This is a genomic window from Amycolatopsis sp. CA-128772, assembly GCF_002904295.1.
Classification (GTDB): Bacteria; Actinomycetota; Actinomycetes; order Mycobacteriales; family Pseudonocardiaceae; genus Amycolatopsis.
Genome location: NZ_PPHG01000096.1, coordinates 32,077 through 57,001, shown reverse-complemented (window position 1 = coordinate 57,001; position 24,925 = coordinate 32,077). Strand labels below are relative to the sequence as shown.

General features: G+C 71.9%; 24 protein-coding genes. 12 read left to right on the top strand and 12 right to left on the bottom strand.

All coding sequences use genetic code 11. The annotated features are described in order from the left end of the window. Window positions 1-80 precede the first annotated feature (80 nt). Genes C2L59_RS42995 through C2L59_RS42980 form a run of 4 tightly spaced genes read right to left on the bottom strand, consistent with a single transcriptional unit; the run spans window position 81 to window position 3,658 of the window. On the bottom strand, window positions 81-1,349 hold the full coding sequence (locus C2L59_RS42995; protein ID WP_103355337.1) for an ABC transporter permease: 1,269 nt from the start codon (window positions 1,347-1,349) through the stop codon (window positions 81-83). Further along, entirely contained in the window at window positions 1,346-2,032 is a 687-nt protein-coding gene (locus C2L59_RS42990) for an ABC transporter ATP-binding protein (RefSeq protein WP_103355336.1), read from the bottom strand. The genes C2L59_RS42995 and C2L59_RS42990 overlap by 4 nt, the downstream gene beginning before the upstream one ends. Then, entirely contained in the window at window positions 2,029-3,123 is a 1,095-nt protein-coding gene (locus C2L59_RS42985; RefSeq protein ID WP_199199671.1) for a peptidoglycan-binding domain-containing protein, read from the bottom strand. The genes C2L59_RS42990 and C2L59_RS42985 overlap by 4 nt, the downstream gene beginning before the upstream one ends. 22 nt (window positions 3,124-3,145) lie before the next feature. Further along, on the bottom strand, window positions 3,146-3,658 hold the full coding sequence (locus tag C2L59_RS42980; protein WP_103355335.1) for a hypothetical protein: 513 nt from the start codon (window positions 3,656-3,658) through the stop codon (window positions 3,146-3,148). A 112-nt stretch (window positions 3,659-3,770) separates the two neighbouring features. Here C2L59_RS42980 and C2L59_RS42975 point away from each other — a divergent pair, with 112 nt between their 5' ends. From C2L59_RS42975 to sepH, 3 genes are all read left to right on the top strand, one after another. Continuing rightward, the gene (locus tag C2L59_RS42975; protein ID WP_103355334.1) at window positions 3,771-4,433 is read left to right on the top strand and encodes a response regulator transcription factor; all 663 of its coding nucleotides are present in this window, start codon (window positions 3,771-3,773) and stop codon (window positions 4,431-4,433) included. Then, entirely contained in the window at window positions 4,430-5,578 is a 1,149-nt protein-coding gene (locus C2L59_RS42970; RefSeq protein WP_103355333.1) for a cell wall metabolism sensor histidine kinase WalK, read from the top strand. The genes C2L59_RS42975 and C2L59_RS42970 overlap by 4 nt, the downstream gene beginning before the upstream one ends. 214 nt (window positions 5,579-5,792) lie before the next feature. Beyond that, on the top strand, window positions 5,793-6,638 hold the full coding sequence (gene sepH, locus C2L59_RS42965; RefSeq protein WP_103355332.1) for a septation protein SepH: 846 nt from the start codon (window positions 5,793-5,795) through the stop codon (window positions 6,636-6,638). 90 nt (window positions 6,639-6,728) lie between these two features. Here sepH and C2L59_RS42960 read toward each other — a convergent pair whose 3' ends face one another. From C2L59_RS42960 to C2L59_RS42950, 3 genes are read right to left on the bottom strand one after another with little or no spacing between them, the layout of a single operon-like run. After that, complete coding sequence (locus tag C2L59_RS42960) at window positions 6,729-7,082, bottom strand: MmcQ/YjbR family DNA-binding protein (RefSeq protein WP_103355331.1); 354 nt, start codon at window positions 7,080-7,082, stop codon at window positions 6,729-6,731. Then, a complete protein-coding gene (locus C2L59_RS42955) occupies window positions 7,082-7,693 on the bottom strand; it encodes a DUF2537 domain-containing protein (RefSeq protein WP_103355330.1) in 612 nt (203 codons plus the stop codon). Before C2L59_RS42955 ends, C2L59_RS42960 begins: the two co-directional genes overlap by 1 nt. A 31-nt stretch (window positions 7,694-7,724) precedes the next feature. Continuing rightward, a complete protein-coding gene (locus C2L59_RS42950; RefSeq protein ID WP_103355329.1) occupies window positions 7,725-8,531 on the bottom strand; it encodes an RNA methyltransferase in 807 nt (268 codons plus the stop codon). 203 nt (window positions 8,532-8,734) lie between these two features. On the opposite strand from C2L59_RS42950, the gene C2L59_RS42945 reads away from it, so the two are divergent. The 5 genes from C2L59_RS42945 to C2L59_RS42925 all read left to right on the top strand — a co-directional run bounded on the left by C2L59_RS42945 (window position 8,735) and on the right by C2L59_RS42925 (window position 13,317). Beyond that, entirely contained in the window at window positions 8,735-10,240 is a 1,506-nt protein-coding gene (locus C2L59_RS42945) for a glutamate-cysteine ligase family protein (protein WP_103355328.1), read from the top strand. A gap of 15 nt (window positions 10,241-10,255) precedes the next feature. Continuing rightward, the gene (locus C2L59_RS42940) at window positions 10,256-10,852 is read left to right on the top strand and encodes a TetR/AcrR family transcriptional regulator (RefSeq protein WP_103355327.1); all 597 of its coding nucleotides are present in this window, start codon (window positions 10,256-10,258) and stop codon (window positions 10,850-10,852) included. Between the two features lie 74 nt (window positions 10,853-10,926). After that, window positions 10,927-11,586: a heme oxygenase (biliverdin-producing) gene (locus tag C2L59_RS42935; protein WP_103355326.1), complete on the top strand. Its 660-nt coding sequence runs from the start codon at window positions 10,927-10,929 to the stop codon at window positions 11,584-11,586. Window positions 11,587-11,775: 189 nt separating this feature from the next. Continuing rightward, window positions 11,776-12,399, top strand: a complete 624-nt coding sequence (locus C2L59_RS42930; RefSeq protein ID WP_103355325.1) for a superoxide dismutase — start codon at window positions 11,776-11,778, stop codon at window positions 12,397-12,399. Window positions 12,400-12,504: 105 nt separating this feature from the next. Next, entirely contained in the window at window positions 12,505-13,317 is an 813-nt protein-coding gene (locus C2L59_RS42925; RefSeq protein ID WP_103355324.1) for an arylamine N-acetyltransferase, read from the top strand. Between the two features lie 236 nt (window positions 13,318-13,553). Here the strand turns inward: C2L59_RS42925 and C2L59_RS42920 are convergent, their stop codons facing one another. Both C2L59_RS42920 and C2L59_RS42915 read right to left on the bottom strand, forming a co-directional pair. Next, a complete protein-coding gene (locus C2L59_RS42920) occupies window positions 13,554-14,810 on the bottom strand; it encodes an MFS transporter (protein WP_103355323.1) in 1,257 nt (418 codons plus the stop codon). 113 nt (window positions 14,811-14,923) lie between these two features. Beyond that, the gene (locus C2L59_RS42915) at window positions 14,924-15,355 is read right to left on the bottom strand and encodes a MarR family winged helix-turn-helix transcriptional regulator (RefSeq protein ID WP_103355322.1); all 432 of its coding nucleotides are present in this window, start codon (window positions 15,353-15,355) and stop codon (window positions 14,924-14,926) included. Between the two features lie 100 nt (window positions 15,356-15,455). Between C2L59_RS42915 and C2L59_RS42910 the strand changes: the two genes are divergently transcribed. Next, window positions 15,456-16,019, top strand: a complete 564-nt coding sequence (locus tag C2L59_RS42910) for a hypothetical protein (RefSeq protein WP_103355321.1) — start codon at window positions 15,456-15,458, stop codon at window positions 16,017-16,019. Here the strand turns inward: C2L59_RS42910 and C2L59_RS42905 are convergent, their stop codons facing one another. Further along, window positions 16,020-17,489: an NCS2 family permease gene (locus tag C2L59_RS42905; protein ID WP_103355320.1), complete on the bottom strand. Its 1,470-nt coding sequence runs from the start codon at window positions 17,487-17,489 to the stop codon at window positions 16,020-16,022. Between the two features lie 82 nt (window positions 17,490-17,571). Between C2L59_RS42905 and C2L59_RS42900 the strand changes: the two genes are divergently transcribed. Further along, window positions 17,572-17,799, top strand: a complete 228-nt coding sequence (locus C2L59_RS42900; RefSeq protein WP_103355319.1) for a DUF2530 domain-containing protein — start codon at window positions 17,572-17,574, stop codon at window positions 17,797-17,799. A 3-nt stretch (window positions 17,800-17,802) separates the two neighbouring features. Here C2L59_RS42900 and C2L59_RS42895 read toward each other — a convergent pair whose 3' ends face one another. Together C2L59_RS42895 and C2L59_RS49985 are read right to left on the bottom strand one after the other, a co-directional pair. Next, on the bottom strand, window positions 17,803-20,613 hold the full coding sequence (locus C2L59_RS42895) for a sacsin N-terminal ATP-binding-like domain-containing protein (protein ID WP_103355318.1): 2,811 nt from the start codon (window positions 20,611-20,613) through the stop codon (window positions 17,803-17,805). After that, the gene (locus C2L59_RS49985; RefSeq protein WP_103355317.1) at window positions 20,610-22,043 is read right to left on the bottom strand and encodes a DUF3027 domain-containing protein; all 1,434 of its coding nucleotides are present in this window, start codon (window positions 22,041-22,043) and stop codon (window positions 20,610-20,612) included. The genes C2L59_RS42895 and C2L59_RS49985 overlap by 4 nt, the downstream gene beginning before the upstream one ends. Window positions 22,044-22,094: 51 nt before the next feature. Between C2L59_RS49985 and C2L59_RS42885 the strand changes: the two genes are divergently transcribed. After that, window positions 22,095-22,862 carry a glutaminyl-peptide cyclotransferase gene (locus C2L59_RS42885; protein ID WP_103355316.1) on the top strand — a complete coding sequence of 256 codons (768 nt, stop codon included), beginning with the start codon at window positions 22,095-22,097 and terminating at the stop codon, window positions 22,860-22,862. 50 nt (window positions 22,863-22,912) lie between these two features. Next, complete coding sequence (locus C2L59_RS42880; protein ID WP_103355315.1) at window positions 22,913-24,922, top strand: MFS transporter; 2,010 nt, start codon at window positions 22,913-22,915, stop codon at window positions 24,920-24,922. The last annotated feature ends 3 nt before the right edge of the window (window positions 24,923-24,925 follow it).

The following is a 24,925-nucleotide window of genomic DNA, read 5'->3' as shown; positions in this document are numbered from 1 at the left end:
CACCCGGCCGATTGCGTCGGAAATCTTCCAACGTGCTGAATGCCGGGTGGCGCGTAACGCCACCCGGCCTTCGTGCACCTTCAGGCCAGCGCGCGCGTGGGCGCCAGCCGCGCCGCCCGCACCGCCGGGTAGGCCCCCGCCACCGCCCCGACCAGCGCCGCGACCCCGACCCCGCCGGCCAGCGCCGCCGACGGCAGCACCGCCGGCCAGCCCTGGCTCAGCGCGTACCCCGCCGTCACCAGCACCCCGGCCAGCACCCCCGCCAGCCCGCCGAAGCCGGACAGCAGCACCGATTCGGCCAGGAACTGCCCGCGGATCTGCCGTTTCGTCGCCCCGAGCGCCCGGCGCAGGCCGATCTCGCGCCGCCGCTCCAGCACGGAGATGACCATCGTGTTCGCCACCCCGACCCCGCCGACGAGCAGGGCGACGCCGCCGAGCCCGAGGAACAACGCGCTGTAGGTGGTGTCGGTGAGCTTCTGCGCCGCCAGCGCGTCCGACGGGCGGCGCACCTCGACCTCGTTCGGCGCCTGCGGGTTCAGCGTCGCGGCCAGCACGGACCGGACGGCGTCCACAGAGGACTCCTCGGCGCGGACGTACACAGTGGACGGATGGCCGTCGAACTCCAGCAGCCGCTTTGCGACGTCCCAGCCGACCAGCGCCGAGCGCTCGATCTCCGGCGCCAGCGGCATCGGCGCGAGGATGCCGGCCACGGTGAACCACTGCGTCCCGATCAGCACCTGCGGCGGCCGGGCGGGATCACAGCTGCTTTTCGGGGGTTCCGGGTGGCGGAGTCCCCGGCCCGGGACGAAGCCCCGGATGTCACAGTGGTCGATGCCGAGCCGGGCTGCGGCCTGGGCACCGAGCACCGTCACCGGGTAGTCCTGGTTCCCCGCGGCCAGGAAGGCCCCCGCGCGCACTTTGCCGCCCAGCACGGCGAGCAGGTCCGGCTTGGCCGCGTACACGGCCAGCCCGGAGGTGTCGTCCGAGGCGATCTTGTCGCTGCGCCGGACGCTCGCCGACGTCGTCCCGGTGCCGGCGGCCGCCCGGACCGGGCCGACGCGCTTGGCCATCGGGACGGCGTCGTCGGGCAGCACCGCGTTCTTCCCGAACAGCGTCTGCCCCGGCCCGGCGGTGAGCAGGTTCGTGCCGAGCGCGGCCAGCCGGTCGTGCAGGGCCTGCGCGCCGGACGCCGGGATGGCCAGCACCGCCACCATCGCGGCGACGCCGATGGCGATGCCCAGCGCGGACAGCACCGCGCGCACCGGCCGCGTCCGCATGCCGTGCGCGCCGAGCGCGATGACGTCCGGTGGCTTGAGCCGGGCCGGTTCCGGCAGTTTCACCAGGGTCATCGCGCACCCACCAGGCCGGTGTCCAGCCGCAGGCGCCCGTCGAGCAGCTCGATCCGGCGCGGCATGCCCGCGGCGATCTCGCGGTCGTGGGTGATCACGACGATCGTGGTGCCGTCGGCGGACAGCTCGCCCAGCAGGGCGAGCACCGACGCGCCGGTGCCGGTGTCGAGGTTGCCGGTCGGCTCGTCGGCCAGCAGGATCGCCGGGTCGTTGACGACCGCCCGGGCGATCGCGACGCGCTGGCGTTCGCCGCCGGACAGCTCGCCGGGCCGGTGCCACGCCCGGTGTCCCAGCTTGACGCGGTCGAGCGCGGCCAGCGCCCGCGCGCGCCGCTGCCGCCGCGGCACACCGGCGTAGAGCAGGCCGGTGCACACGTTGTCCACCGCACTCATCCCTTCGTCGAGGAAGAACTGCTGGAACACGAACCCGATCCAGCGCGAGCGCAGCGCCGAGACCTTGCGGTCGGGCAGCGCGGCGACGTCGTGGCCGTGCAGCTCGACGCGACCCGACGACGGCCGGTCGAGCGTGCCCATCAGGTGCAGCAGGGTGGACTTGCCGGACCCGGACGGCCCGACGATCGCCACCATCTCGCCGTCTTCCAGGGCGAGCGAGACGCCGTCGAGCGCGGCGACCCCGCCCGGGTAGGTGCGCGTGACCTCGTGCACGCGCAGGACGGGCGTCACGACGTCGTCACCACCCGCAGGCCCGCGGCCAGGCCGGTTCCGGTGACCTCGACCTTGCCGCCGCTGAACAGTCCCGTTTGGACGGCGATCAGCCGGCGTTGCCCGTTCTCGTCGACCTCGACCGCGTACCCGCCTTCGGCGAGCGCCAGCAGCGCGCCGACCGGGACCGCGAGCACGTCGGCGTGGACGTCCTTGGTGAACCGGACGCTCGCCGGGGACGAGTCGAGCGAGCCGGCGACGGCCGGGTCGTCGAGCCGGACGGTCACGGTGATCTTGGGCTTGCCGTCGTCCTGGCCCGCCTGGTCCTTGCCTTCGACGGCGGTCCGCCCGACGTCGGTGATCGTGCCCGTCGTCGTCTTCCCGTTGATCGTCACCGACACCTTCGCGCCCTGCTGGGCGAGGCCCTGCTTGGCCGCGTCGAGCTTCACCTGCACCGACCGGACGGTGCCGGTCGTCTTGAGCACCTCCCCCTGGGCCGGCGAGCCGAGCTTGGCCGCCACGGCCGACACGCGGACCTCGCCCGCCGCCAGCACGACGTCACCCTGGCCGAACGCGCCGGTCTGCTCCAGGCCGAGGGACTTCTGCCACTTCTTCAGCGCGGCCGCCGTCGCCGCGGTGAACTTCTTGTCCGGCGTGCCGAAGCCGCCGAACCCGCACGCCTTGAGGTTCTCCTCCAGCTGCTTGACGTCGGCGCCGTCCTCCGCGCCGAGCGCGAGGTCGCGGTAGAACGGCAGGGTGCCGTAGAACAGCGGCACCGGCTTCGCGTCCACGCCGTACGCCGCCTGGCAGCGGGTGAGGGTCGCGCCGGCGGCGGGCAGCGACGTGATCGTGCCCGGCTTGCGGCCCGGCACGGTCTCTTCGTCGCCGTAGCCGAGGGTGCCGTCGGCCTCTTCCTCTTCGCGGAGGTCGGTCTTGACGACCTCGGCGGTCTCGACCGCGGGCGGCGCGGCCTCCTTGACCGGCGTCGCGCTCGACACCCGGGTCAGGACCACGACGGAGCTGGTGCCCAGCACCACGACCAGGACGGCGCCGGCGACGAACCAGCGCGTCCGGCCGCGGCGGCGGGGCTTGAGGTGGGTCACGTCGGTCACTTGCCCGCCTCGGCGCTGACGCTCATCCGAGCCCGCACGCCTTCGCCGCGGCCTCGAACTTCTTCGGGTCGTCGCCCGGCCCGCCGATGCGCGTGGCGCCCTTGCCGGCCGGGTCCGGGTCGGGCATGTCGATGCCGTGGTCCCGCATGCACTTGGCGTCCTTGCGCATCTTGTCGAGCTCCTCGGCGCTCGGCGGCTTCATCTCGCCGCCGTTGGGCATGAGGTGGCGGCACGCCTCCTGCGCGCCGTCGATCTTCGAGGTGTCGACGCCGTCGCCGCCCAGCGTGATCGCCATGCCCTTGCCGTCACCGGCGGGTTTCGGGTCGGGCATGTCGACGCCGTGCTCGCGCATGCACTTGGCGAACTCGCGCATCTTGTCCTCGTCGCTCTTGCCGCTGTTGTCGGCCGCGGCGGGGCCGCCGCTCTTCGGCGGCGTCGAGATCGAGGCGACCTTCGACCCGTCGTCGGCCCTCGCGCCGCAGCCCCCGAGCAGCAGGGCCGCCCCGAGCGCCGCGACGGCCATCCGTGTCCGCATCGGCTCGCTCCTTTCCTCCGGTGGGGTCCCAGGTCTACGGACCGGGGGATTCGGGCGCGCTAAGCGACGCCGCTTATGCGGTCCTTATGGCCCGCCTGCGCAGACTGGGCCGGTGCGGGTGCTGGTGGTGGAGGACGAGCGGTTGCTGGCCGACTCGGTCGCGGAGGGGCTGCGGCGGTTTTCGATGGCCGTCGACGTCTGTTACGACGGCGCGCAGGCCCTGGAACGCGTCGGCGTGCACGGCTACGACGTCGTGGTGCTCGACCGCGACCTGCCGGAGGTGCACGGCGACGAGGTCTGCTCGGCGGTGGTCCGTGCGGGCGGCGAGGCGCGGGTGCTGATGCTGACCGCGGCCGCCGACGTCACCGACCGCGTCGCCGGCCTGGGCCTCGGCGCCGACGACTACCTGACGAAACCGTTCGCGTTCGCCGAGCTGGTCGCCCGGGTCCAGGCCCTGTCGCGGCGCGCGCGCCCGGCGTTGCCCCCGGTGCTGGAACGCGACGGCGTCGTGCTCGACCTGCCGCGGCACCAGGCCGCCCGCGACGGCCGGTTTCTGCTGCTGTCCCCGAAGGAGTTCGCCGTGCTGGAGGTGCTGATGCGGGCCGAGGGCACGGTGGTGAGCGCCGAAGAGCTGCTGGAAAAGGCGTGGGACGAGCACGCGGACCCGTTCACCAACGCGGTCCGCGTCGCGGTGATGACGTTGCGGCGCAAGCTGGGCGACCCGCCGGTGATCGGGACGGTGCCGGGCGCGGGCTACCGGTTCGGCGCACCGTGAACGGCATCTCGGTCCGGACGAAGCTGACGGCCTGGTACGGCGCGCTGTTCCTGCTCGCCGGGCTGGTGCTGGTGGTCATCAACTACCTGCTGGTGCAGAGCACCTTGCCGGACCCGACCCGGGCCGCCTTGACCACGATCGACTCCGCCGACGTGACGTTCGGCGTCGCTGCCCGCACGGCTGTCACGTCCCCGGGCGCCGCGGTGCAGCTGCTCAGCGGCTCCCTCGTTGAATACCGCTCCTCGACGCTGTCCACGCTGGTGGTGGGCTCGGCGATCGCCCTGGTGGTGACGGCGGCGCTGGCGGTGCTGTTCGGCTGGCTGATGGCGGGCCGCGCGTTGCGGCCGCTGCACGACATCACGTCGACCGCGCGCCGGCTGGAGGCGGGCAAGCTCGACCGCCGGATCAACCTGGAGGGCCCACCGGACGAGCTGAAGGAGCTCGCGGACACCTTCGACGGCATGCTCGACCGCCTGGCGGAGTCGTTCGACAGCCAGAAGCGCTTCGTCGCGAACGCGTCCCACGAGCTGCGGACGCCCCTGGCGGTGCAGCGGACGCTGATCGAGGTCGCGATGGCCGACCCGGAGGTGACGCCGGAGCTGCGCAAGCTCGGCACGCACCTGCTGCACACGAACGAGCGCAGCGAACGCATGATCGAGGGCCTGCTGGTCCTGGCCCGCAGCGACCGCGGCCTGCACACGCGCACCCCGGTCCGCCTGGACGAGGTGGTGGCGACGGTGGTCCGCGCCACGGCGTCCGCGGCCTCGGCGGCCGGGGTGGCGGTGGAGACCCGGCTGCGCCCCCGCGTGGTGGCGGGCGACCCGGTCCTGGTGGAGCGGCTGGTGACGAACCTGCTGATCAACGCGATCACGTACAACGCTTCGGGCGGCTGGGTGTACGTGGAGGTGCGCGGGGATCCGGCGCTGGAGGTGCGGAATTCGGGCCCGGTGGTGCCGCCGGCGGCGGTGCCGACGCTGTTCGAGCCGTTCCGCCGGGTGGGGTCCGAGCGGACCGGGGACACGCGGAACGCGGGATTGGGGCTGTCGATCGTGCGCTCGGTGGCGCAGGCTCACGGAGGACGTGCAGAGGCCCAGCCCGGACGGCGTGGCGGGCTCACGGTGACGATCCGGCTCCCCCCGGCTTGACGACGGCTCGACGCGCGCTTGATCCACTCGATCGTGACTGACCGTGTCCGGCGTGTCACCCTTTTGCCGCTGACCTGGGTGGGCGACGATGCGGAGGACGCGAAATGAACAGTGGGCACTTCGGTGCGGACTCGGCGCGCCTCGCACGTCAAGCCGACGCGCCGTTCTAACGTGGGTACCCACAACGGTGAAGAAGATCGGGGAGGCGAGAACAATGCGGGCGCTGCGAGTGGTCGGACTGCACGAGGACGGCAAGTCCATCGTGCTGGAAGACCCGGCGAGCCGTACTCGCTTCCTGCTCCCGGCTGATGAGCGACTGCGCGCGGCGGCGCGGGGTGACATCACCCGCCTCGGCCAGATCGAAATCGAGTTGGAGAGCCAGATGCGGCCACGCGAGATCCAGCAGCGCATCCGGGCCGGCGAGTCCGTCGAGCAGGTCGCCGCGAGCGCCGGTGTCTCGACGCAGCGGGTCGAGCGGTACGCCTACCCCGTCCTGCTCGAGCGGTCCCGGACCGCCGAGCTGGCGCAGAGCGCCCACCCGGTCCGCGAGGACGGCCCCGACGTGCAGACGCTCGGCGAGGTCGTCGCGTACGGCTTCGGCGTCCGCGGCCACGACTACTCGCAGGCCACCTGGGATTCTTGGAAGGGCGACGACGGCCGCTGGGTCGTCGTGCTCCGCTGGAAGGCCGGCCGGTCGGACAACCGCGCGCACTGGGCGTTTTCGCCGGGTGCGCACGGCGGCACGGTGACGGCGCTGGACGAGAACGCCGAGGTCCTGCTCGACCCGAACGCCTACCGCCCCCCGCGCACGGTCCGCGCCCTCGCGCCGGCCCGCGAGACGGAGTTCCAGCCGACGCTGGATTCGGTCGAGCCGGAGCGCGCCCAGCTGCCGTCGGCCGAGCCGGACCCGGACGACGACACCCGCGAGATCCCGCGCGTGCCGACGGACCCGGACGAGGACGCAGCGGTACCGGAGCCACGGCCGAAGGCCAAGAAGAACCACCCGATCGTCCCGTCCTGGGAGGACGTGCTCCTCGGGGTCCGCTCGCAGCGCGGCTGAGCCCCAACACCCCAATGTGGCGTTGGGTGCATCCCACGCACCCAATGTGGCGTTCGGTGCATCCAACGCACCGAACGCCACATTGGGGCGCTAGTCCACCCGCACCGCGAGCGTCTTCGGCGCCACCAGCCGATACGCCTCGCGCACGATCCGGCCGACCTCGCCCCAGTCGACGTCGACGTCCAGCCGCACGCCCAGCCACCCGCGGTGCCCGACGTACGCCGGCCGGAAGAACCGCTCCGGCTCGGTGCGCACCAGCTCCTCCTGCACCCCGGGCGGCGCCGGGCACCAGAAGGCGAGCCGGCCGTCGCCGTGGTGGTCGTCGGCGAACGTGACGAACGTCTTCTTGCCGCGCACGAACCACGCCGGCGTCCCGTGGCTCAGCCGTTCCGTCGCCTCCGGCAGGGCCAGGCACAACTTCCGCAACGCGTCCAGCTGCTCCATCAGAACGCGATCACGAGCACGCCGACCCACGCGACCACGACCCCGCCCGCCGCACCGTAAGCGGCCCAGCGCAGGATCGGCGTACGCCGGATCAGCCACAGCGACGGCGTGATCCCGGCCGTCACGATCACCGACGCCAGCAGGGCCAGCCAGCCGCTCGTCTCGCGGGCCAGCGTCGAGGCCAGCGCCAGCATGGCGACGACCACCACGGCCGCGATGAACGCCGACACGGTCAGCCCGGTCAGCCACGGCGTCGGCTCTCCCGGCGGCCCGGGCGGGCCGAGCACCGCGCGGACGAACCGGTGGCCCGGTGCGGTGGCGGGCGGGGGCGGCTCGACGACCGTGTCGGCGCCCGTCACCGGGTCCACGAACCGCACGGTCGTGCCCATCACCGAGGCCAGCCGGCCGGCGAGCTGACGTCCGCGCTGCGAGACCACCGCGCCCGCCTCTTCCCCGGAGCCGGCGGAGACGGCGGACGCCACGCGCGCCCATTCGTGCAGGGCCTGGGCCAGGTCGGCGCCGATCGCGAGCTTGTGCGGGTCCACTTCGCGGGCGTGCTCCCCGCCCGGGCCGGCCAGCACGGCGCGCTCGCCGCGGATCCGCAGCTCCATGGTGCCCCTTCCCGCCTCGGAGACCAGAACCTTAGCCGCCCCGGGCCAGTTCGTAGAAGGCAACGGCGGCGGCCGTCGCGATGTTCAGTGAATCGACTCCCGCCGGCATGGGTATCCGGATGGCGTGATCAGCCGCCGCGAGCGCCGTTTCGGTCAACCCGGGACCTTCCGCGCCGAAGAGCAACGCCACCCGCCCGGGCGCGCGCTCACGCAGTTCCCGCAGCGGGACCGAACCCGGCCGCGGGGTGAACGCCGCGACCGCGAACCCGCGCGCCCGCAGGTCGTCGAGGCCGCCCGGCCAGTCCGTCAGCGGCCCGAACGGCACGCGCAGGACGTGTCCCATCGACACGCGCACGCTGCGCCGGTACAGCGGGTCGGAACAGCCCGGCCCGAGCAGCACGCCGCTCACACCGAGCGCCGCCGCGTTGCGGAAGAGCGCGCCGAGGTTTTCGTGGTCCCCCACGCCTTCCAGCACGGCGACCGGACCGGTGCCGCCGACGACTTCGGAAACCGTCAGCGGCGCGGGCCGGTCGGCGACGGCGAGGATCCCGCGGTTGAGGTGGAAGCCGACGACGTCGGCCATCGTCTCCGCGGAAGCCACGTACTGCGGCACGTCGAGCCCGGCCAGGTCATCGGCCAGTTCGGCGAACCGCCGCGGCACGCCCAGCAGCGCGCGCACCGGGTAGCGGGACGCCAGCAGCCGCGAGACGACGACCGTGCCTTCGGCGATGACGAGCCCCCGGCCGCCGGGCCGGTCGGGGCGACGGTCCGCAGTGGACAGGTCGCGGAAATCGTCGACGCGGGGATCGCCGGAGTGGTCGATGTGGATCACGCCCATCCGCCCAGTCTGTCATCCGCTTGCCGGGCGCTTCACTGGTCCGAACGTCCACCGCCGGGTGGTACGAACGGGGCCATTTTGCTTTCGGTTAACCGCCCGTGACGGAGAGCACCAGTTTGGCCGCTAGCCCGGCTGCATCGGCTGTGTAACGGTTGTCCGCCCGGTCTGAAACACGTCCTAGTCCACGCCGACACGAAGCAGGGATGGTCATGGGGATGGACCTCGAGGCCCAGTCGTTCAACACGCTGGACCGAGGACGCTACCGCCGCAAGGTGCAACGCTGTCTGGACACGCTGGCCCGGATGCTCACCGACGGCAGCTTTTCGTTCCCCCGCAAGAACATCGGCCTCGAGGTCGAGCTGAACCTCGTCGACCGCGAGCTGCGCCCGTCGATGACGAACACCGCGGTGCTGGAGGCGCTCGACGACCCGTCGTTCACCACGGAGCTGGGTCAGCACAACATCGAGCTGAACGTCCCGCCGCGGCCGCTGGCCGGCGATTCCGCTCTCCAGCTGGAAGACGACCTGCGTGCGTACCTCGACGTCGCGGCGACGAAGGCCCGTGACACCGGGTCGTCGCTGGCCATGATCGGCATCCTGCCGACGTTGAAGCACGAGCACTTCGACCAGAAGTGGCTCACCAACAAGACCCGGTACTCCACGCTGAACGACCAGATCTTCGCCGCGCGCGGGGAACGCACGGTGCTCGCCATGGAGGGCGCGCCGCTGCCGGGCCAGCAGCCCGAACGCCTGCGCAGCTACGCGGAGTCGATCCTGCCGGAGGCCGCGTGCACCAGCGTGCAGCTGCACCTGCAGGTCGCGCCCGAGGAGTTCGCCGCGCACTGGAACGCGGCGCAGTGCCTGGCCGGGCTGCAGATCGCGCTCGCGTCGAATTCGCCGTTCCTGCTCGGCAAGGCGCTGTGGCACGAAACGCGCATCCCGCTCTTCCTGCAGGCCACCGACACCCGGCCGGAAGAGCTGAAGAACCAGGGCGTGCGGCCGCGGGTGTGGTTCGGCGAGCGCTGGATCACGTCGATCTTCGACCTGTTCGAGGAGAACGTCCGCTACTTCCCGGGCCTGCTCCCGGAAACCGACGCCGAGGACCCGATCGAGGCGCTCGACGCGGGCCAGGCGCCGAAGCTCACCGAGCTGCGCATGCACAACGGCACGATCTGGCGCTGGAACCGCCCGGTGTACGACGTCGTCGACGGCCTGCCGCACCTGCGGATCGAGAACCGGGTGCTGCCGGCCGGCCCGACGGTGGTCGACACGGTGGCCAACGCGGCCTTCTTCTACGGCGCCCAGCGCGCGCTGGCCGAGGCGGACCGCCCGGTGTGGAGCCAGATGTCGTTCCAGGCCGCCGAGGAAAACCTTTACGCGGGCGCACGCCGCGGCTTCGACGGCCAGCTGTACTGGCCGGGCATCGGCTGGATCCCGCCGGACGAGCTGGCCCTGCGCGTGCTGCTGCCGCTCGCCCACGAGGGCCTGCGCCGCTCCGACGTCTCCGACGAGGCCCGCGAGCGCTACCTCGGGATCATCGAGCGCCGCTGCCTGGCCCGCCGGACCGGGGCGACCTGGCAGCGCGACTACGTCCTGCGCGCCCAGGAACGCGGGCTGGACCGCGAGGCGGCGCTGAGCCGGATGCTCGGGCGCTACCTGGAACTGTCCGAGACGGGCGAACCGGTTCACACGTGGCCGGTGGCCGATTGACGCTAGCCTGAGGGGATGCCGAAGATTCTCGGTGAGTCCCTGGAGGCGCACCGGCGTGAGGTGCGGACGCGGGTCTTCGACGTCCTGCGCGCCCAGCTGTACGAGCGCGGCTTCGACGCGATCACGCTCGCCGGGGTCGCGTCGGCGGCCGGGGTGGGCCGGACGGCGCTGTACAACCACTTCCCCGACAAGGAAAGCCTGCTCGTCGCCTTCGTCGAAGACGAGGCGGCGCAGTACGTCACCCGACTGACCGATGCCGTCGAAGCGCAGGCGGATCCGGTCGACCAGCTGGCCACCTTCGTCCGGCTGCAGCTGCGCGTGCTGGCCGAGTACCACATGCCACCGGGCACGGCGCTCGCGTCGGCGCTGGCGCCCGCGGCGTACCGGCGGATCAGCGCGCACGCGGACCCGATCACCGACCGCCTGCGCGCGATCCTCGCCGGCGGCGTCGACCTGGGCCGCTGGCCGGCCGAGGACCCGGACGTGCTGATCCCGATGATCACCGCGGCGCTGGGCAACCGCACCCTGGTCGACGGACCGGCCGAGCAGCTGAAAGACGTCGTCGAAGCGGCCGTGCGCTTCGTCCTGCGGGCGGTCGGCGCGACGATTTAGGGTGGCCTAACCCGGGACTATGCCCTACGCTCTTTCTGACAGCGTGTCAGATCGATCGCCCGGGAGGCCTGCCCATGTCGGTGACCACGGACGCCCGCCCCTTTTCGGCGACCCTGCGCGCGTCGACGCTGGAGGTGCACGAGAAGGCGAACTACTCGACGTACATGCGCGCCCTGCTCGGCGGCGAGCTGACGCAGGAGGGCTACACCCAGCTGGCGATCCAGTACTACTTCGTCTACGGCGCCATCGAGGCGGCCAGCGATCGGATGGCGGATCACCCGGTCGGGGGCGAGTTCGTCTTCGACGAGCTGCGCCGGCTGCCGAACCTGGAGCGCGACCTGGCCCACCTGGTCGGCCCGGACTGGCGTTCGACGATCACGCCGCTGGCCTCGACGCAGGCGTACGTGGCGCGGGTGCGCGAAGCGTCTTCGTGGGCCGGCGGATACGTCGCCCACCACTACACGCGTTACCTGGGCGACATCGCGGGCGGCCAGGCGATCCGCCGGCTGCTGGAACGCCAGTACGACGTCGCCGAAGCGGGCACGCTCTTCTACCACTTCGACGGCATCGGCAGCGCCCCCCGCTTCCGTGACGTCTACCGCGCGAAGCTGGACAACGCGCCGTGGGACGAGGCCGAGCGGGCGCGGGTGATCGACGAGACACTGGTGGCGTTCGAGTGCAACGTCGCGGTGTTCGAGGAGCTGGCTTCGCGGCTCGACGAGTTCCGTGCCTGATCTCACAGGTCGTTGACCTCCAGTCAAGTCCAGGTTGCAGGCTCGGTTTCGGGTGGCGTGCTCCCGGGGTACGCCTCTTGCGAACCGCCGTCTCACGCACTGACGGCCATGCGCCCCCGCTCGCCGCGAGGGGGCGTGTGCTACTAGGTTCGGTACCGGAAACTTGTGTCGAAGACAGAAGGAGGGCCAATGGCCCGCTACGAGCTCCCCGATCTCGACTACGACTACAGCGCCTTGGCGCCGCACATCTCCGGCGAGATCAACGAGCTGCACCACAGCAAGCACCACGCGACCTACGTCAAGGGCGCGAACGACACGCTCGACAAGATCGCCGAGGCCCGCGACGCAGGTGACTTCGGCTCGATCGTCGGCCTGGAGACCACGCTGGCCTTCAACCTGGCCGGCCACGCCAACCACGTCGTGTGGTGGAAGATCCTGTCGCCGGAAGGCGGCGACAAGCCGACCGGCGAGCTGGCCGCGGCGATCGACGAGGCGTTCGGCTCCTTCGACAAGTTCAAGGCGCAGTTCACCGCCGTCTCGACCACGATCCAGGGCAACGGCTGGGGCGCGCTCTCCTGGGACCCGATCGGCAAGACGCTGATCACCCAGCAGCTGCGCGACCACCACAACAACCTGATCCTGCCGACCGTGCCGATCCTGCTGGTCGACGTCTGGGAGCACGCGTTCTACCTGGACTACAAGAACGTGAAGCCGGACTACGTCAAGGCCCTGTGGAACATCTTCAACTGGGCGGAGATCTCCAAGCGCTTCGACAACGCCGTCGCGGGCGGCAACGGCCTGCTGCTCGGCTGAGCCGTTCCTCGCCGGACGGGGTCCTCCTTCCGGGAGGGCCCCGTTTTTCGTCGCCGGGTGAAAATCCCTTGACCTCGACCGCGGTCGAGGTGTTTGGCTGAACGCATGGATATCGACGCGTACCTGGACCGCCTCGGCGTCGCGCGGCCGGCGGCGCCCGCTCTCGCGAACCTGCGTCACCTGCAGGAACGGCACCTGGCCGCGGCGCCGTTCGAGAACCTGAGCAGCCACCTCGGCGAGCCGGTGGTCCTGGCCGAGGACGCCCTGTTCACCAAGATCGTGCACCGCCGCCGGGGCGGGTTCTGCTACGAGCTGAACGGCCTGTTCGCGGCGCTGCTGCGGGCGCTGGGGTACGACGCCGCGCTGCACGCGGCGCAGGTCTTCGGCGCCGACGGCACGCCCGGCCCGCCGCTGGACCACGCGGCGATCGTCGTTTCCCTGGACGGCGAGGACTGGCTGGTGGACGTCGGGTTCGGCCGGTTCTCCCGGCACCCGCTGCGGCTGTCCGCCGTGGACCCCCAGCCCGACCCGGACGGCGAGTTCCTGCTCCTGGACGCCCCGTACGGCGACATCGACGTCCTGCGGGACGGCAAGCCGCAGTACCGCCTGGAGCGCCGCCCGCGCCCGCTGGCCGACTTCGTCCCGATGGCCTGGTGGCAGACGACGTCGCCGGAGTCGCACTTCACCCGGTCCCTGACGTGCTCCCGCCCGACGGCCCAGGGCCGGGTGACGCTTTCGGGCGACCGGCTGATCGAGACGGTCGACGGCGTCCGGAACGAGGTCCTGCTGCCGGCCCCGGAGGCGATCCGCGCGGCGTACCACGTGTACTTCGGGATGACGTTGACGCGGCTGCCGGTGCCGCCGGGTGAGAGTCTCTTGACGCACGGCGCGCCCCAGCCGGACACTGCGCTGACGTGAACGAAGCCCCGGCCTGGGGTTCCCAGGGCCGGGGCTCCGTCCGTTCCCGAACTGACTGCCGCTCCCACCACGAAGCGGACATGCATGAGGTTAGCCTAACCTCACCTCGCGCGGCAAGAGGTTTGGCTCGAAGAGCCCGATCTCACCCTTTCGGGCGACATGGAGACCCGGGACCCCGGGTTTTTGTCGGTGGCCGCCGATACGGTCACGCCATGAACACGACCCGATACGTCCTGTCAGACCTTCGTCCGCTTCAGCACCCGCAACCCGAGGCCCCGCTTCACCGGCCAGGAAACGCCTCCCCGCCGGATCAGCACGACCGCGCACACGACCGCGGCCACCGCCGAGACCGCCCCGCCGATGTAGAACGGAGACCGGCCGCCGAACTCCTGGGCCATCCACCCGACCATCGGGCCGCCGATCGGGTTGCCGCCGATCAGCACGAGCACGTAGAGGCCCATCACGCGGCCGCGCATCTCCGGGCTGACCGAGGTCTGCACCAGCGCGTTCGCCGTGTTGAGGAACGTCATGGTGGCGAAGCCGAGGGGAATCAGGCCGAGGCCGAACGTCAGGTACGTCGGCATGAACCCGGTGATCAGCTCGAACACCCCCAGGAAGAACGCCGACACGAGCATCAGCCGGACGCGGGGCCGGCCCTTCGTCCCGCGGCGGGCCGACATGATCGCGCCGGTGAACGTGCCCACCGCGACGAGCGTCGAGAGCAGGCCGTAGCCGTCGGCCGCGGTGTGGAAGACGTTGGCCGCGACGATCGGGAGCGAGCTGAAGTACGTGATGCCGAACGTGCTGACGAACAGCACCAGCACCATCACGGTCATCAGGTCCGACCGCCGCCGGACGTACCGCAGGCCCTCGGCCAGCTGTCCTTTCTCGCGCGGCACCGCCGCGACGCGGAACAGCTTGTCCGGGTTCATCAGGACCAGCCCGGTGATCACCGCGACCGTGCTGACCGCGTTCGCGATGAACAGCCAGCCGGTCCCGATCCAGGTGATCGCGAACCCGGCGATCGCCGGGCCGACGATCCGCGCCATGTTGAAGATCGAGGAGTTCAGCGCGACGGCGTTGGCGATCTGGTCGCGGCCCACCATCTCGGCGACGAACGACTGCCGCGTCGGCACTTCCAGCGCCGCCGTCACGCCGAGGGTGAAGCACAGGACGTAGACCTGCCACAGCGCGACGATCCCGCTGATGTCGAGCACGCCCAGCACGACGGCCTGCAGGCACGCCGCCGTCTGGATCCAGGTGAGCAGCCGCCGCTTGTCGACGCGGTCGGCGAGCACGCCGGCCCAGAGCGAGAGGAACAGCGTCGGGGTGAACTGCAGCGCGACCGCGACACCGAGGGCGATCGGGTTGTTGCCGCTGAGGGTGAACACCAGCCAGTCCTGGGCGATGCGCTGCATCCAGGTGCCGATGTTCGAGATGACCTGGCCGGTGAAGAACAGCCGGTAGTTGCGGACCCGGAGGGAGGCGAACATCCCGCCGCGCGTGGACGGGGATGGCGGTGAGGCGGACGGCGGTGGGGCCGTGTCCCGGGTAGCAGTGGTCTGGATCGAACGCTTGGTTTCGCTACCCGTGGCCGTCACCGTGGTTAGTTCCCCGCCATCCTGTCGATGATTTCGGCGGCTTTGGAGAGCACTTCCCGCTCTTCGTCGCCGAGTTCCGCCAACTGCCGGTCCAGCCACGCCTCCCGCACGGAAATGGCCTTCTGCACGTAGGCCAGCCCGCTCTCGGACAGCTCGACGATGGCCTGCCGGCCATCGGTCGGGTGCGGGCGCCGGTCGACGAACCCCAGTTCCTCGAGCGCGGCGATCACCCTCGTCATCGAAGGTGGCTGGACGCCTTCCTTCGCGGCGAGCTGACCCGGGGTCAGCGCACCGCACTTGTGCAGGGTGGACAGCGCGGCGACCTGCGTGAGCGTGAGGTCGTCCCCGACGCGCTGTGCCCGCAGCCGGCGGTTGAGCCGGACCACCGCGAGACGCAGCCGGCTCGCCAAGGAGCGTTCGTGCGTGTCGCCGGACATATAGTTAGCATACCTTACGAAACTTCGGCCGCACGGGTGATCTCGGCCGCAACCCCCGGTGACCCCGTGCGTCCTCCCCAGGACGAGACCTGGGGGTTCGATGAACAAGAAGCTGGTGGGCACGGCCGTGGTGGGCGTGGCGGTGGCGGCGATCGTGGCGGCGCAGTTCCTGGGCGGTGGCGACCGGGCCCCCGCGGCTGCCCCGCCACCGCCACCGCCACCGTCGCCGACGCCGATGCCGTCCATCCAGCAGGGGCAGCTCCAGGTCTACCAGTCCCCGGACGCGTCCGGTCCCGGCTCGGCGATCGAGATCCCGGTGCCGGGCGACTGGGCCGCCACCCACGAAAAGGACCGCGCGAGCTACCGCCACGGCGATCTCCTGCTCGAGACCGACCGGGTGCCGATCACGCAGGAGGATCCCGTGAGCGGGCTCCGGGCGGTGGCCGGCGGGCCGGGCGGCACCGTCGTGGAGCACGCCCCGATCGCCGGCCACGACGCCGCGGAATGGAACTACACCTACGCTCGCGACGGCGTGCCGCGGCGGGTGACCGTGGTCGGTCTCGGCGCCGGGGACGCACTGGTGACCGTCCGGTTCGACGCCCCGGCCGCCGAGTTCGAGCGCGATCGCGGTGTGCTCGACGAAGCCCTGAGGATCAAGGGCTGATCAGCGGAACGCCGCCTGGATCGGTCCCACCGCGAAGTAGGCGACGAAAGCCAGCGCGATCACCCACATCAGCGGGTGCACCTGGCGGGCCTTGCCGGTGGCCGCGCGGATCACGACGTAGCTGACGAAGCCGGCGCCGATGCCGTTGGCGATCGAGTAGGTGAACGGCATGACGACGATGGTCAGGAAGGCCGGCAGCGCGATCGAGTAGTCGGTGAAGTCGATGTCGCGGACCTGCGACATCAGCATCGCGCCGACCACGACCAGCGCCGGCGCGGCCGCCTCGACCGGCACGACCTGGTAGAGCGGGGTCAGGAACATCGCGGCGATGAACAGCACGCCGGTGACGACGTTGGCCAGGCCGGTCCGCGCGCCCTCCGCGATACCGGACGCCGACTCGACGAACACCGTGTTCGAGCTGGCCGAGCCGAACCCGCCGGCCGCGCCCGCGAGCCCCTCGACGAACAGCGCCTTGCCGACGTTGGGGAGCTGGCCGTCCTTGGGCAGCAGGTCCGCCTCCTTGGCGAGGCCGGTCATGGTGCCCATGGCGTCGAAGAAGTCGGCGAGCACCAGCGTGAACACGAGCAGGCAGACGGTGATGATCGGCAGCCGCGTCCAGGCGCCGAACGAGACGTCACCCACCAGCGACAGGTTCGGCAGGCCGAGCACCTGGTCCGGCAGCGCCGGGTAGCCGAGGTTCCAGCCCTTCGGGTTGGTGCCCTGCGACGGCCCGGCCTTGACGATCGCCTCGACGACGATGGCCAGCACGGTCGACGCGAGCACGCCGATCAGGATCGCGCCCTTGACCTTGCGGACGACCAGGATGCCGGTGAGCAGCAGGCCGACGACGAACACCGCGGTCGGCCAGGAGGCGATGGAGCCGTTGATGCCCAAGCCCACCGGGACGGTGGTGTGCGCGGCGTCCGGCAGCCGGCGCACGAACCCGGCGTCGACCAGGCCGATCAGGCAGATGAACACGCCGATACCGACGGCGATCGCCGACTTCAGCGCGGCGGGCACGGCCCGGAACACCGCGGTGCGGAACCCGGTGAGCACGAGCAGCACGATGATCACGCCCTCGATGACCACCAGGCCCATCGCCTCGGGCCAGGTCATCTGCGGGGCGATGGTGACCGCGACCAGGCTGTTGATGCCCAGGCCGGTGGCGATGGCGAACGGGTAGTTCGCGACCAGGCCCATCAGGATGGTCATCACCCCGGCGGCCAGCGCGGTCACCGCGGCGACCTGCGGCACCGGGAGGATGCCGCCGAGGACGTCCTTGTGCGCGCCCGCGTCGTCGGCCGAGAAGCTGCCGATGATCAGCGGGTTCAGCACCACGATGTAGGCCATCGTGACGAAGGTGACGAGCCCGCCGCGCAGTTCCCGCGGCACGGTCGAACCCCGCTCGGTGATCTTGAAGAACCGGTCCAGTGTGGACGTCCCGGTGCGGGTCGTCTCCTGCTCCGCCATTCGCCTGCCCATTCTCTCGCTGCTGCGGAGTACCCTGCACCTCGTGAGTGAACCGATCAATCCACCGGAGGTTACGGGCTCGTTGCGGCACACGCCGGAGCTGCCCAAGAAGCTGACCGACCTGACGCCGGTGGTGATCGTAGGCACCTCGATCTGGACTGTCGCGCTGGTGGTGCTCTTCTTCACGACTTCGGGGCTGTGGGTGCAGACGGCGCTGTCCGGTTTCGCGCTCGGCTTCGTCGGCCTGGCGATCATCGCCTGGCAGCGCGCCGCCGCCCGCCGCGGGTCGAAGTCGGCGCAGCGCCTCTAGCGCTTACGCGAGGAGCGTCCGCGGCGAGGGGTCCTCGAGCAGGGCCGCGATCAGGTGCCGATCGGGCCAGCGCCCGGCCGCCCAGGCGAACGCGCGCGCGAGGCCCTCGGACGTGTCGGCCGCGTGCAGCCGGTCGTCGGACCACCACGGGACGTCGTGTTCGCCGCCCTGGATGCGCACGGTGAGCGGGTCGTGCACCAGGACGCCACCGTCGGGTAGCGGAACCCCGAGCTGGTCCGCGACGAGCTTCAGCGCGGGCAGCTCGGCCCAGGGCGCGTACTCGCCCTCGCTGGTCACCTCGGCGGGCGCGCCGCTCGCGAGCGGCAGGTCGAGCAGGTCCGCGAGCCGCTCGGGCTCCTCGGGGGCGACGACGTACTGGTCGGGCTCGAGCGCCCCGGCCACCCACGGCACGTCCAGTACGAGCGCATCGTCCACAACGGACCCGTCCGCGGCCCGCACGGCCCGCGGCGGCCCCGGCTCCATCCCGGACTCGACGACGGCGGCGTAGGCCCGCGTGGCCAGCCCGGGCGAAACCGCGCGGTCCGGGTCGGCGAGCCGGTCCAGCAGATCGGCCGCCTCATCCACAGTGGACAGCGTGAGATCGGCGCGCACCCCGGCGATCGCGAGAAGGTCCTCGTTCAGCCCGACGTCGGGAATCTCGTCGTACAGCCCCGCCAGATCGGCGTCCGGCAGCCGCCACTCGCTCGGCGCAGCGCCTTCGAGCACGGCGTACTGCGCGATCCACCAAGCGGCGTGCCCCAGCGGCGTGCGCAGGGCGCGCCAGGTGCCAGGTCGCGCAGCCAACAGGCGCAGAGCCGCGGGCCAGGCGTCATCACCGACGAGATCGAGGTCCCGGATCGCGACGAGCGTGCCCGGCGGTTCGGGCAGCGAGTCCCACCAGGCTTCTTCGTCGGGCAGGTCGTGATCGGGCTCGTGCGGTTCGTCATCGACGACGACGGCGAAGGAGTCGAGCACCCCGGCGGCTTCGAGCGTGCTTTGCGGCCAGTCCTCGGCGAAGTCCTCGTCGAGGACGTCGAGCGCACCGTCCTCTTCGAACACTTCTTCGTCGAAGATGTCCAGCAGCGGCGACGCGGGGAGAACGAGTTCGTCGGCCCGGCGCCAGGTATCGGTGCCGGGCAGGGCAAGGGCGCCCACCCAGCGCGGGGCATCGTCCCCGCAGTCGGCGATCAGCCGCAGCACGGCCCCGGCGAGCGTCGTACCGTCCAACCCGGACCGGACATCTTCGACGCTGCGCTCGACGGCGTCCCGCAGCTGATCGGAGTTGAGCAGCTCCCGGGCGTCGGCATGCTTGGCGCCCAGCCGTTCCAGCAGCGGGTGCGACGCACCGGGGTGCACGAGCCGCAGCCCGGGAATGTCCACATCAGACAGCAGTTCGAGCAGCTCGGCCGAACCTTCCACGAGCAAGCAGCCCCGGGCTCCGGGCAGCGTCCGGCCGTCGGACAGCGGAACGGGCAGCCCGTCGAGCCGTTCCCCTGCGATGGCGTGCGACTCGACGGCGATCGCCAGAGCCGCATACAGTTCCCGCCACCAGCCGGGGTCTTTCGCAACGCCGGTCAGCGTTTCCAGCACCTCTTCGACGCCGACCACCTGCGCCGAAACAGCTTTCAGCGTCTGCGCCGGCGCGGATCCCCCCAACAGCCCGGGCACGAAATCGGCGAGCAGAGCAGGCAGCCCGGGCACGTCGACATCAAGCACCCGAGCCTGCCGCCCGGAGACCTCGTTGCCGTCCTGAGTGGACAGCCAGGGTTCGGCGCTGAGCGTGGCGAGCACCGCATCACGCAACTCGGCATCCACAGCGGACTTCGGAAAGCCGGGCCGGGGAACGAGCGCGAACCGGTGTTCGGCCGGCAGGAGCCGAACGAGCTCGACGTACTCTTTCGCGGCTCGTTCAAGCGCTTCGGTCAATTCGGCTCCGGGAAGCACCCGCCGACGCGAAGGTTCGACGGGAACGGAGGCCAGCAGCCGAGCGGGTAACGACAGCCCGTCATCGGTCGGGGTGGGCGCACGCAGAACGTCTTCTTCGAGCGGCTCGGGCGCGCCACCGGCATCGACCGGAACGGCCCACACGACATCGCCCCGGTGCACCAGCCAACGGGTTTCCCCCACCGGCCCCCGGATCGCCACGACGTCACCATCGACCTGGCGTGTCCAAACGCGACCGTCCACTTCGAATTCGGCCAGCCACGGCAGAGCCAGCAGCAGATCACCGACGTCCTCGGCGAGTTCGTCGAGAAGCTGCCGGCCGTCGACGCCCTCTCGCAGCGGAAGCCGCACCTCGGTGTCGAAGCCGGCCGGAACATCCCCGGGCAGCGGCCAGGGCAGCCTCAGGACGGGAACGTCACCATCGACCCCGACGGCGGCCCTGGTGCGCGCGGCCGAGAAGGCAACCCCACCGGAGGCAGAGAGGACGCGGGGTTCATCGGAAACGGTCCGCACGGCGGCAAAGCCGACCCCGAACCGCCCAACGGTCTCACCGGTCTTCCCGGAGGCCCGCAGCGAAGCGAGCGACGCGACACCGCGGGCATCGAGCGGAGCACCGGTGTTGGCGAACCGGAGTTCGGAGTCCACAAGAGACACCCGAACCCGCCCCGCAGACCCCCCGGCCATGGCGGCATCGGCGGCATTCTGCGCAAGTTCGACGAAGAGCCGATCCCGATAGGCCCCCACCCGCAGATCACGCTCGACGTTGGTGTCCTCGATCAGCCGAGTGGGCGACTCCCGCCAGGAACGCAGAGTGGTGTCCCGAAGCTGCGCGGTTCCAAACGGATCTCCCAGAGCGGCGAAGTCGCTCACCGGTCTTCGTCGACCTGGGCCTGAGCGTCATCGGCAGCTTCGGCCCCCACGGACTCCGGCCCCGGCTCGGCGAGATCAGCCACCTCGGAGGGAACGGGATCAACTTCAGCCGCATCCGACTCCGCGGCCAGAGGCTCGGCCGCCTCCGCCTGAGTCGGCTCCGCTTCCGCAGGCTCGGGCACCTCAGCCGCAACCGGCTCGGCCTCCACCGGCTCCGGCACCGGCCGCGCCACGGCCGCATCGGTCACCTCAGCCTGGGTCGGCTCCGCAGGCGCAGGCTCCGGCGCTTCGACCGGCTCTGGAGCTGCCTCCACCTTGACGGCATCGGTCACCTCGGCTTGAGTCGGCTCCGCTTCCGCAGGCTCGGGCACCTCAGCCACAACCGGCTCGGCAACCTCATCGGTCACCGCCGGCACCGCCGGAGCAACTGGCTCGGCCGCCCCCACCGGCGACTCCGCATCCTCCGGCCCGGCCCCCGCCGCAACCGGCTCGGCCGCCGCGGCAACCGCCTCTTCCTCCGGCTCTGCGTCCGGCCCAGCCGCAACTTCCGGCCCAGCCTCCGCCGCCGCGACCGCCGCAGCCTCCACGACCTCCGGCTCCACCTCCGCCGGTGCCACGTCCGACTCCGCGACCCCCGTCTCCCCCTCGGCCGCCGCCGTTTCCACGATCTCCGGCGCCGGTGCGAAGTCCAGGAGCGAATCGTCGTACACCAGCTCGGCCACCGGGATCGAGGATGTCACCTCGACCTCGACCTCCGAGTGCGCTCCGCAGCCGTACTCCACGTCCACCACGTGGCCGTCCGCCGGGGCTATGTCGTTGCTGCAGACCCCGAACACGCCGCGCAGCGAGCCCGCCAACGGCACGAAGAACCCGCACGTGCCGCACACGTCCGGGGCGCTGCGGGCCATGTCCGACCGCGGGCCGAACTCGCCTGCGTGCCAGCGGGCCGCCGCGTCCGTTCGGCCGAAGCGGGACAGCACGTGGATCCGGCCCAAGCCCGCTTCGCGCGAGACCTCCTCCACCGCCGGGTCGTCCGACTGCAGGTACGCCGGGGCGAGGCGGGGGTCGTTCTCGTCCGTCGGGAAGATGTCGCCGACGCCGAGGTCGCCCGCGCGGACGCGGCGCTCCCACGGCACCCACGCCGGGGCCACCAGCGCCGACGGGCCCGGGACCAGCACGACCTCGCTGACCGTCACCGGCTCGTCGTCGCCCGCCAAGGCCACCGTCACCGACCAGCGCCAGCCGCCGTAGCCCGGGACCTGGGCCTCGAACAGGTGACTCGCCGTGACCGCGTCTTCGCGGGTGACCCCCACGTGCGCGCCGAGCTGCTCCTCGGGTGCGTCCTCCAGCACCGCAGCTCGCGCGAACTCCACCGCATCGGCGAGTTTGCGCTGCACGGAACCGTCGTCCAGGGTCAGCAGCAGAGTCATGCGGCCAATTGTGCCGCACGCATCCGCGGCACCCGTGCCAGGCTGTTCATCGTGCGCACGCCGATCGTCACCACCCTGCTGCTGGCCGCCGCGCTCGGCGGCTGCGCCAGTGCCCCCGCCCAGGAGGCGGGGCCCGAACACCTCACCGTCCAGGTGCTCTCGACCCTGCCGCACGACCCCGCCGCCTTCACCGAAGGACTCGAGTTCGCCGGCGACACGCTCTACGAGAGCACCGGGCTCGCCGGGCGGTCGACGCTCACCGCCGGGCCGCCCGGCGGCGGCCCCCGGACCACCGTCTCGCTGCCGTCGCCGCTGTTCGGCGAGGGCGTCACCGTCCTCGGGCCGACGCTGTGGCAGCTGACCTGGCAGGACGGGTTCGCCATCGAACGCGACGCGCAGACGCTCGCCGAGCTGCGGCGGGTGCCGTTCCAGGGTGAGGGCTGGGGCCTGTGCCACCAGGCCGACGGGCGGCTTGTGATGAGCAACGGCTCCGCGCGGCTCACCTTCCGCGACCCGAAGACCTTTGCCGTCACCGGCGGGGTCGACGTCGGCCGTGACCAGCTCAACGAGCTCGAGTGCGTCGGCGGCGACGTCTACGCAAACGTTTGGCACACCGACACGATCCTGCGGATCGACGCCGCCTCCGGACGCGTCACCGGAACGATCGACGCAGGTCAGCTGCGTGCCCAGGTGAACGCGACGGGTTCCGAGGACGTGCTCAACGGTATCGCCGCCGTGCCGGGCACCGGCGAATTCCTGCTCACCGGGAAGCAGTGGCCGGTCACGTTCCGGGTGAGGTTCGTCCCGGCTCCGGCGTGAAAGCACGGATGAGCAGGCGGAACCGGCCCCCGGTAAGGCAGGATTGACACGTGGCACTCTTCGGCTCCCGCTCCGACTCCGACGGCACCCGGTCGGGTCAGCCGCGCGGCCGGAAGTCCAAGCGGCGCTGGACGCCGGAGCCCGGCGCGGCGCAGGCCAGGGACTGGCGGGACGCGGCCGCACCCCGCGCCGCGCACGGCAGCCCGCCGCCGCCCACCCGGGTCGCGCAGCCGAGCCCGCCGCCCAGCCGCGTCGATCCGTCCACCCGCGCCGCGCAGGCGAGCCCGCCGTCCACCCGCGTCGATCCGCCCACCCGCGCCGCGCAGGCGAGCCCGCCGCCCAGCCGCGTCGATCCGCCCACCCGCGTCGAACGGCCCGCCCCGCCACGCGGCCGTCCCGAGGACGCCGGGCCACGGGTGCCGGACGCGAACGAGGCGCCCACCGCCGCCACGCGCCGCCCGCCGCCACCGCGCGGGGCGCGGCCCTACGACCCGCATCGCACCGAACCCGTCCGCCGCGAGCCGCCGCCCGGCGGCTTCTACCAGGGCGAACGCCACCCCGGCAGCGGCGAGTACGAGCACTACGACACCGGCGGCTACGCGGGCGAACCGCGGCCGGAGGCGCCGCCGCGGGAGGAACCGCGGACCCCGGGCGGCACGCCGAAGCTGCCGAGGAAGATCACCGTCACGCGCGTGGCGGCGATGCGCAGCCGCCAGCTGACCGGCCAGGCCGTCGACGCCTTCCAGCGCGCGACGAAGGCCGACGGCGCCGAGAAGTCCGGCCTCACCTCGCTGACCTACGCCGTGATGCTGAACTACGCCAGCGACGCGGCGATGGCGATCGCGCTGGCCAACACGCTCTTCTTCGCCGCGGCCAGCGGCGAGAGCAAGGGCAAGGTGGCGCTCTACCTGCTCATCACGATCGCGCCGTTCGCGCTGGTCGCGCCGGTGATCGGGCCCGCGCTCGACAAGGTGCAGCGCGGCCGGCGGCTGGCGATGTGCGCGTCTTCGGTCGGCCAGGGGCTGATGGCCGTCGTGATGGCGCTGCACTTCGACGACTGGCTGCTCTACCCGGCCGCGCTCGGGATGATGGTGCTGTCGAAGTCGTTCACCGTGCTCAAGGCGGCGGTGACGCCGCGGGTGCTGCCCTCGGAGATCACGCTCTCCAAGACCAACGCCCGGCTGACCACGTTCGGCCTGGTCGCCGCGGGCGTGTTCGGCGCGCTGGCCAGTGGCATCAACGCGATCTCCGGCTCGGCGGGCGCGCTGTGGTTCACCGCGCTGATCTGCGTCGCCGCGGCGGTGCAGTCGATGCGGATCCCGGCCTGGGTGGAGGCGACCGAGGGCGAGGTGCCGACGTCGCTTTCGGCCCACCCGAAGGAGAGGAAACGCCGTCAGCCGATGGGGCGCCACATCGTCGTCGCGCTGTGGGGCAACGGCTCGGTCCGCGTGCTCACCGGCTTCCTGATGATGTTCGCCGCGTTCGCGGTCAAGGCCCAGACCGAGGGCAGCGGGCAGACGCCGTTCATGCAGCTGCTGCTGCTCGGCGTGATCGGCGCCGCGGCGGGCGCCGGCGGGTTTCTCGGCAACGCGCTGGGCTCGCGCCTGCACTTCGGCAGCCCGGACCAGGTGATCGTCGGGTGCGTGGCGGGCTGCGTGCTGGCCGCGCTGGTCGCGACGGTCCTGCCCGGGCTGGCCACGGCCGCGATCGTCGGCCTGATCGGCGCGACGGCCAGCGCGCTGGCCAAGATCAGCCTCGACGCCGTCATCCAGGAGGACCTGCCCGAGGAGTCGCGCGCGTCGGCGTTCGGCCGCTCGGAAACCGTGCTGCAGCTGGCCTGGTGCATGGGCGGCGCGGTCGGCCTGCTGCTGCCGCCGACGTACTGGATCGGCTTCCTGGTCATCACGATCGTGCTGGCCGTCGGCCTCACGCAGACGTACCTGGTGCGCCGCGGCGGCTCGCTCGTACCCGGCCTCGGCGGCGACCGGCCGCTGCGGCCGGAGCCGACCGGGAGCTTCCCGGCCCAGGGCCTGCCCAGGGACGCGGCGCCCCGCCGGTAGGGT

Bases quoted from the DNA above. Each gene is read 5' to 3' on its own strand.
- C2L59_RS42995 (WP_103355337.1), bottom strand. From the start codon at position 1,349: ATGACCCTGGTGAAACTGCCGGAACCGGCCCGGCTCAAGCCACCGGAC.
- C2L59_RS42980 (WP_103355335.1), bottom strand. From the start codon at position 3,658: ATGCGGACACGGATGGCCGTCGCGGCGCTCGGGGCGGCCCTGCTGCTC.
- sepH (WP_103355332.1), top strand. From the start codon at position 5,793: ATGCGGGCGCTGCGAGTGGTCGGACTGCACGAGGACGGCAAGTCCATC.
- C2L59_RS42960 (WP_103355331.1), bottom strand. From the start codon at position 7,082: ATGGAGCAGCTGGACGCGTTGCGGAAGTTGTGCCTGGCCCTGCCGGAG.
- C2L59_RS42955 (WP_103355330.1), bottom strand. From the start codon at position 7,693: ATGGAGCTGCGGATCCGCGGCGAGCGCGCCGTGCTGGCCGGCCCGGGC.
- C2L59_RS42950 (WP_103355329.1), bottom strand. From the start codon at position 8,531: ATGGGCGTGATCCACATCGACCACTCCGGCGATCCCCGCGTCGACGAT.
- C2L59_RS42945 (WP_103355328.1), top strand. From the start codon at position 8,735: ATGGTCATGGGGATGGACCTCGAGGCCCAGTCGTTCAACACGCTGGAC.
- C2L59_RS42940 (WP_103355327.1), top strand. From the start codon at position 10,256: ATGCCGAAGATTCTCGGTGAGTCCCTGGAGGCGCACCGGCGTGAGGTG.
- C2L59_RS42935 (WP_103355326.1), top strand. From the start codon at position 10,927: ATGTCGGTGACCACGGACGCCCGCCCCTTTTCGGCGACCCTGCGCGCG.
- C2L59_RS42930 (WP_103355325.1), top strand. From the start codon at position 11,776: ATGGCCCGCTACGAGCTCCCCGATCTCGACTACGACTACAGCGCCTTG.
- C2L59_RS42925 (WP_103355324.1), top strand. From the start codon at position 12,505: ATGGATATCGACGCGTACCTGGACCGCCTCGGCGTCGCGCGGCCGGCG.
- C2L59_RS42920 (WP_103355323.1), bottom strand. From the start codon at position 14,810: ATGTTCGCCTCCCTCCGGGTCCGCAACTACCGGCTGTTCTTCACCGGC.
- C2L59_RS42915 (WP_103355322.1), bottom strand. From the start codon at position 15,355: ATGTCCGGCGACACGCACGAACGCTCCTTGGCGAGCCGGCTGCGTCTC.
- C2L59_RS42910 (WP_103355321.1), top strand. From the start codon at position 15,456: ATGAACAAGAAGCTGGTGGGCACGGCCGTGGTGGGCGTGGCGGTGGCG.
- C2L59_RS42905 (WP_103355320.1), bottom strand. From the start codon at position 17,489: ATGGCGGAGCAGGAGACGACCCGCACCGGGACGTCCACACTGGACCGG.
- C2L59_RS49985 (WP_103355317.1), bottom strand. From the start codon at position 22,043: ATGACTCTGCTGCTGACCCTGGACGACGGTTCCGTGCAGCGCAAACTC.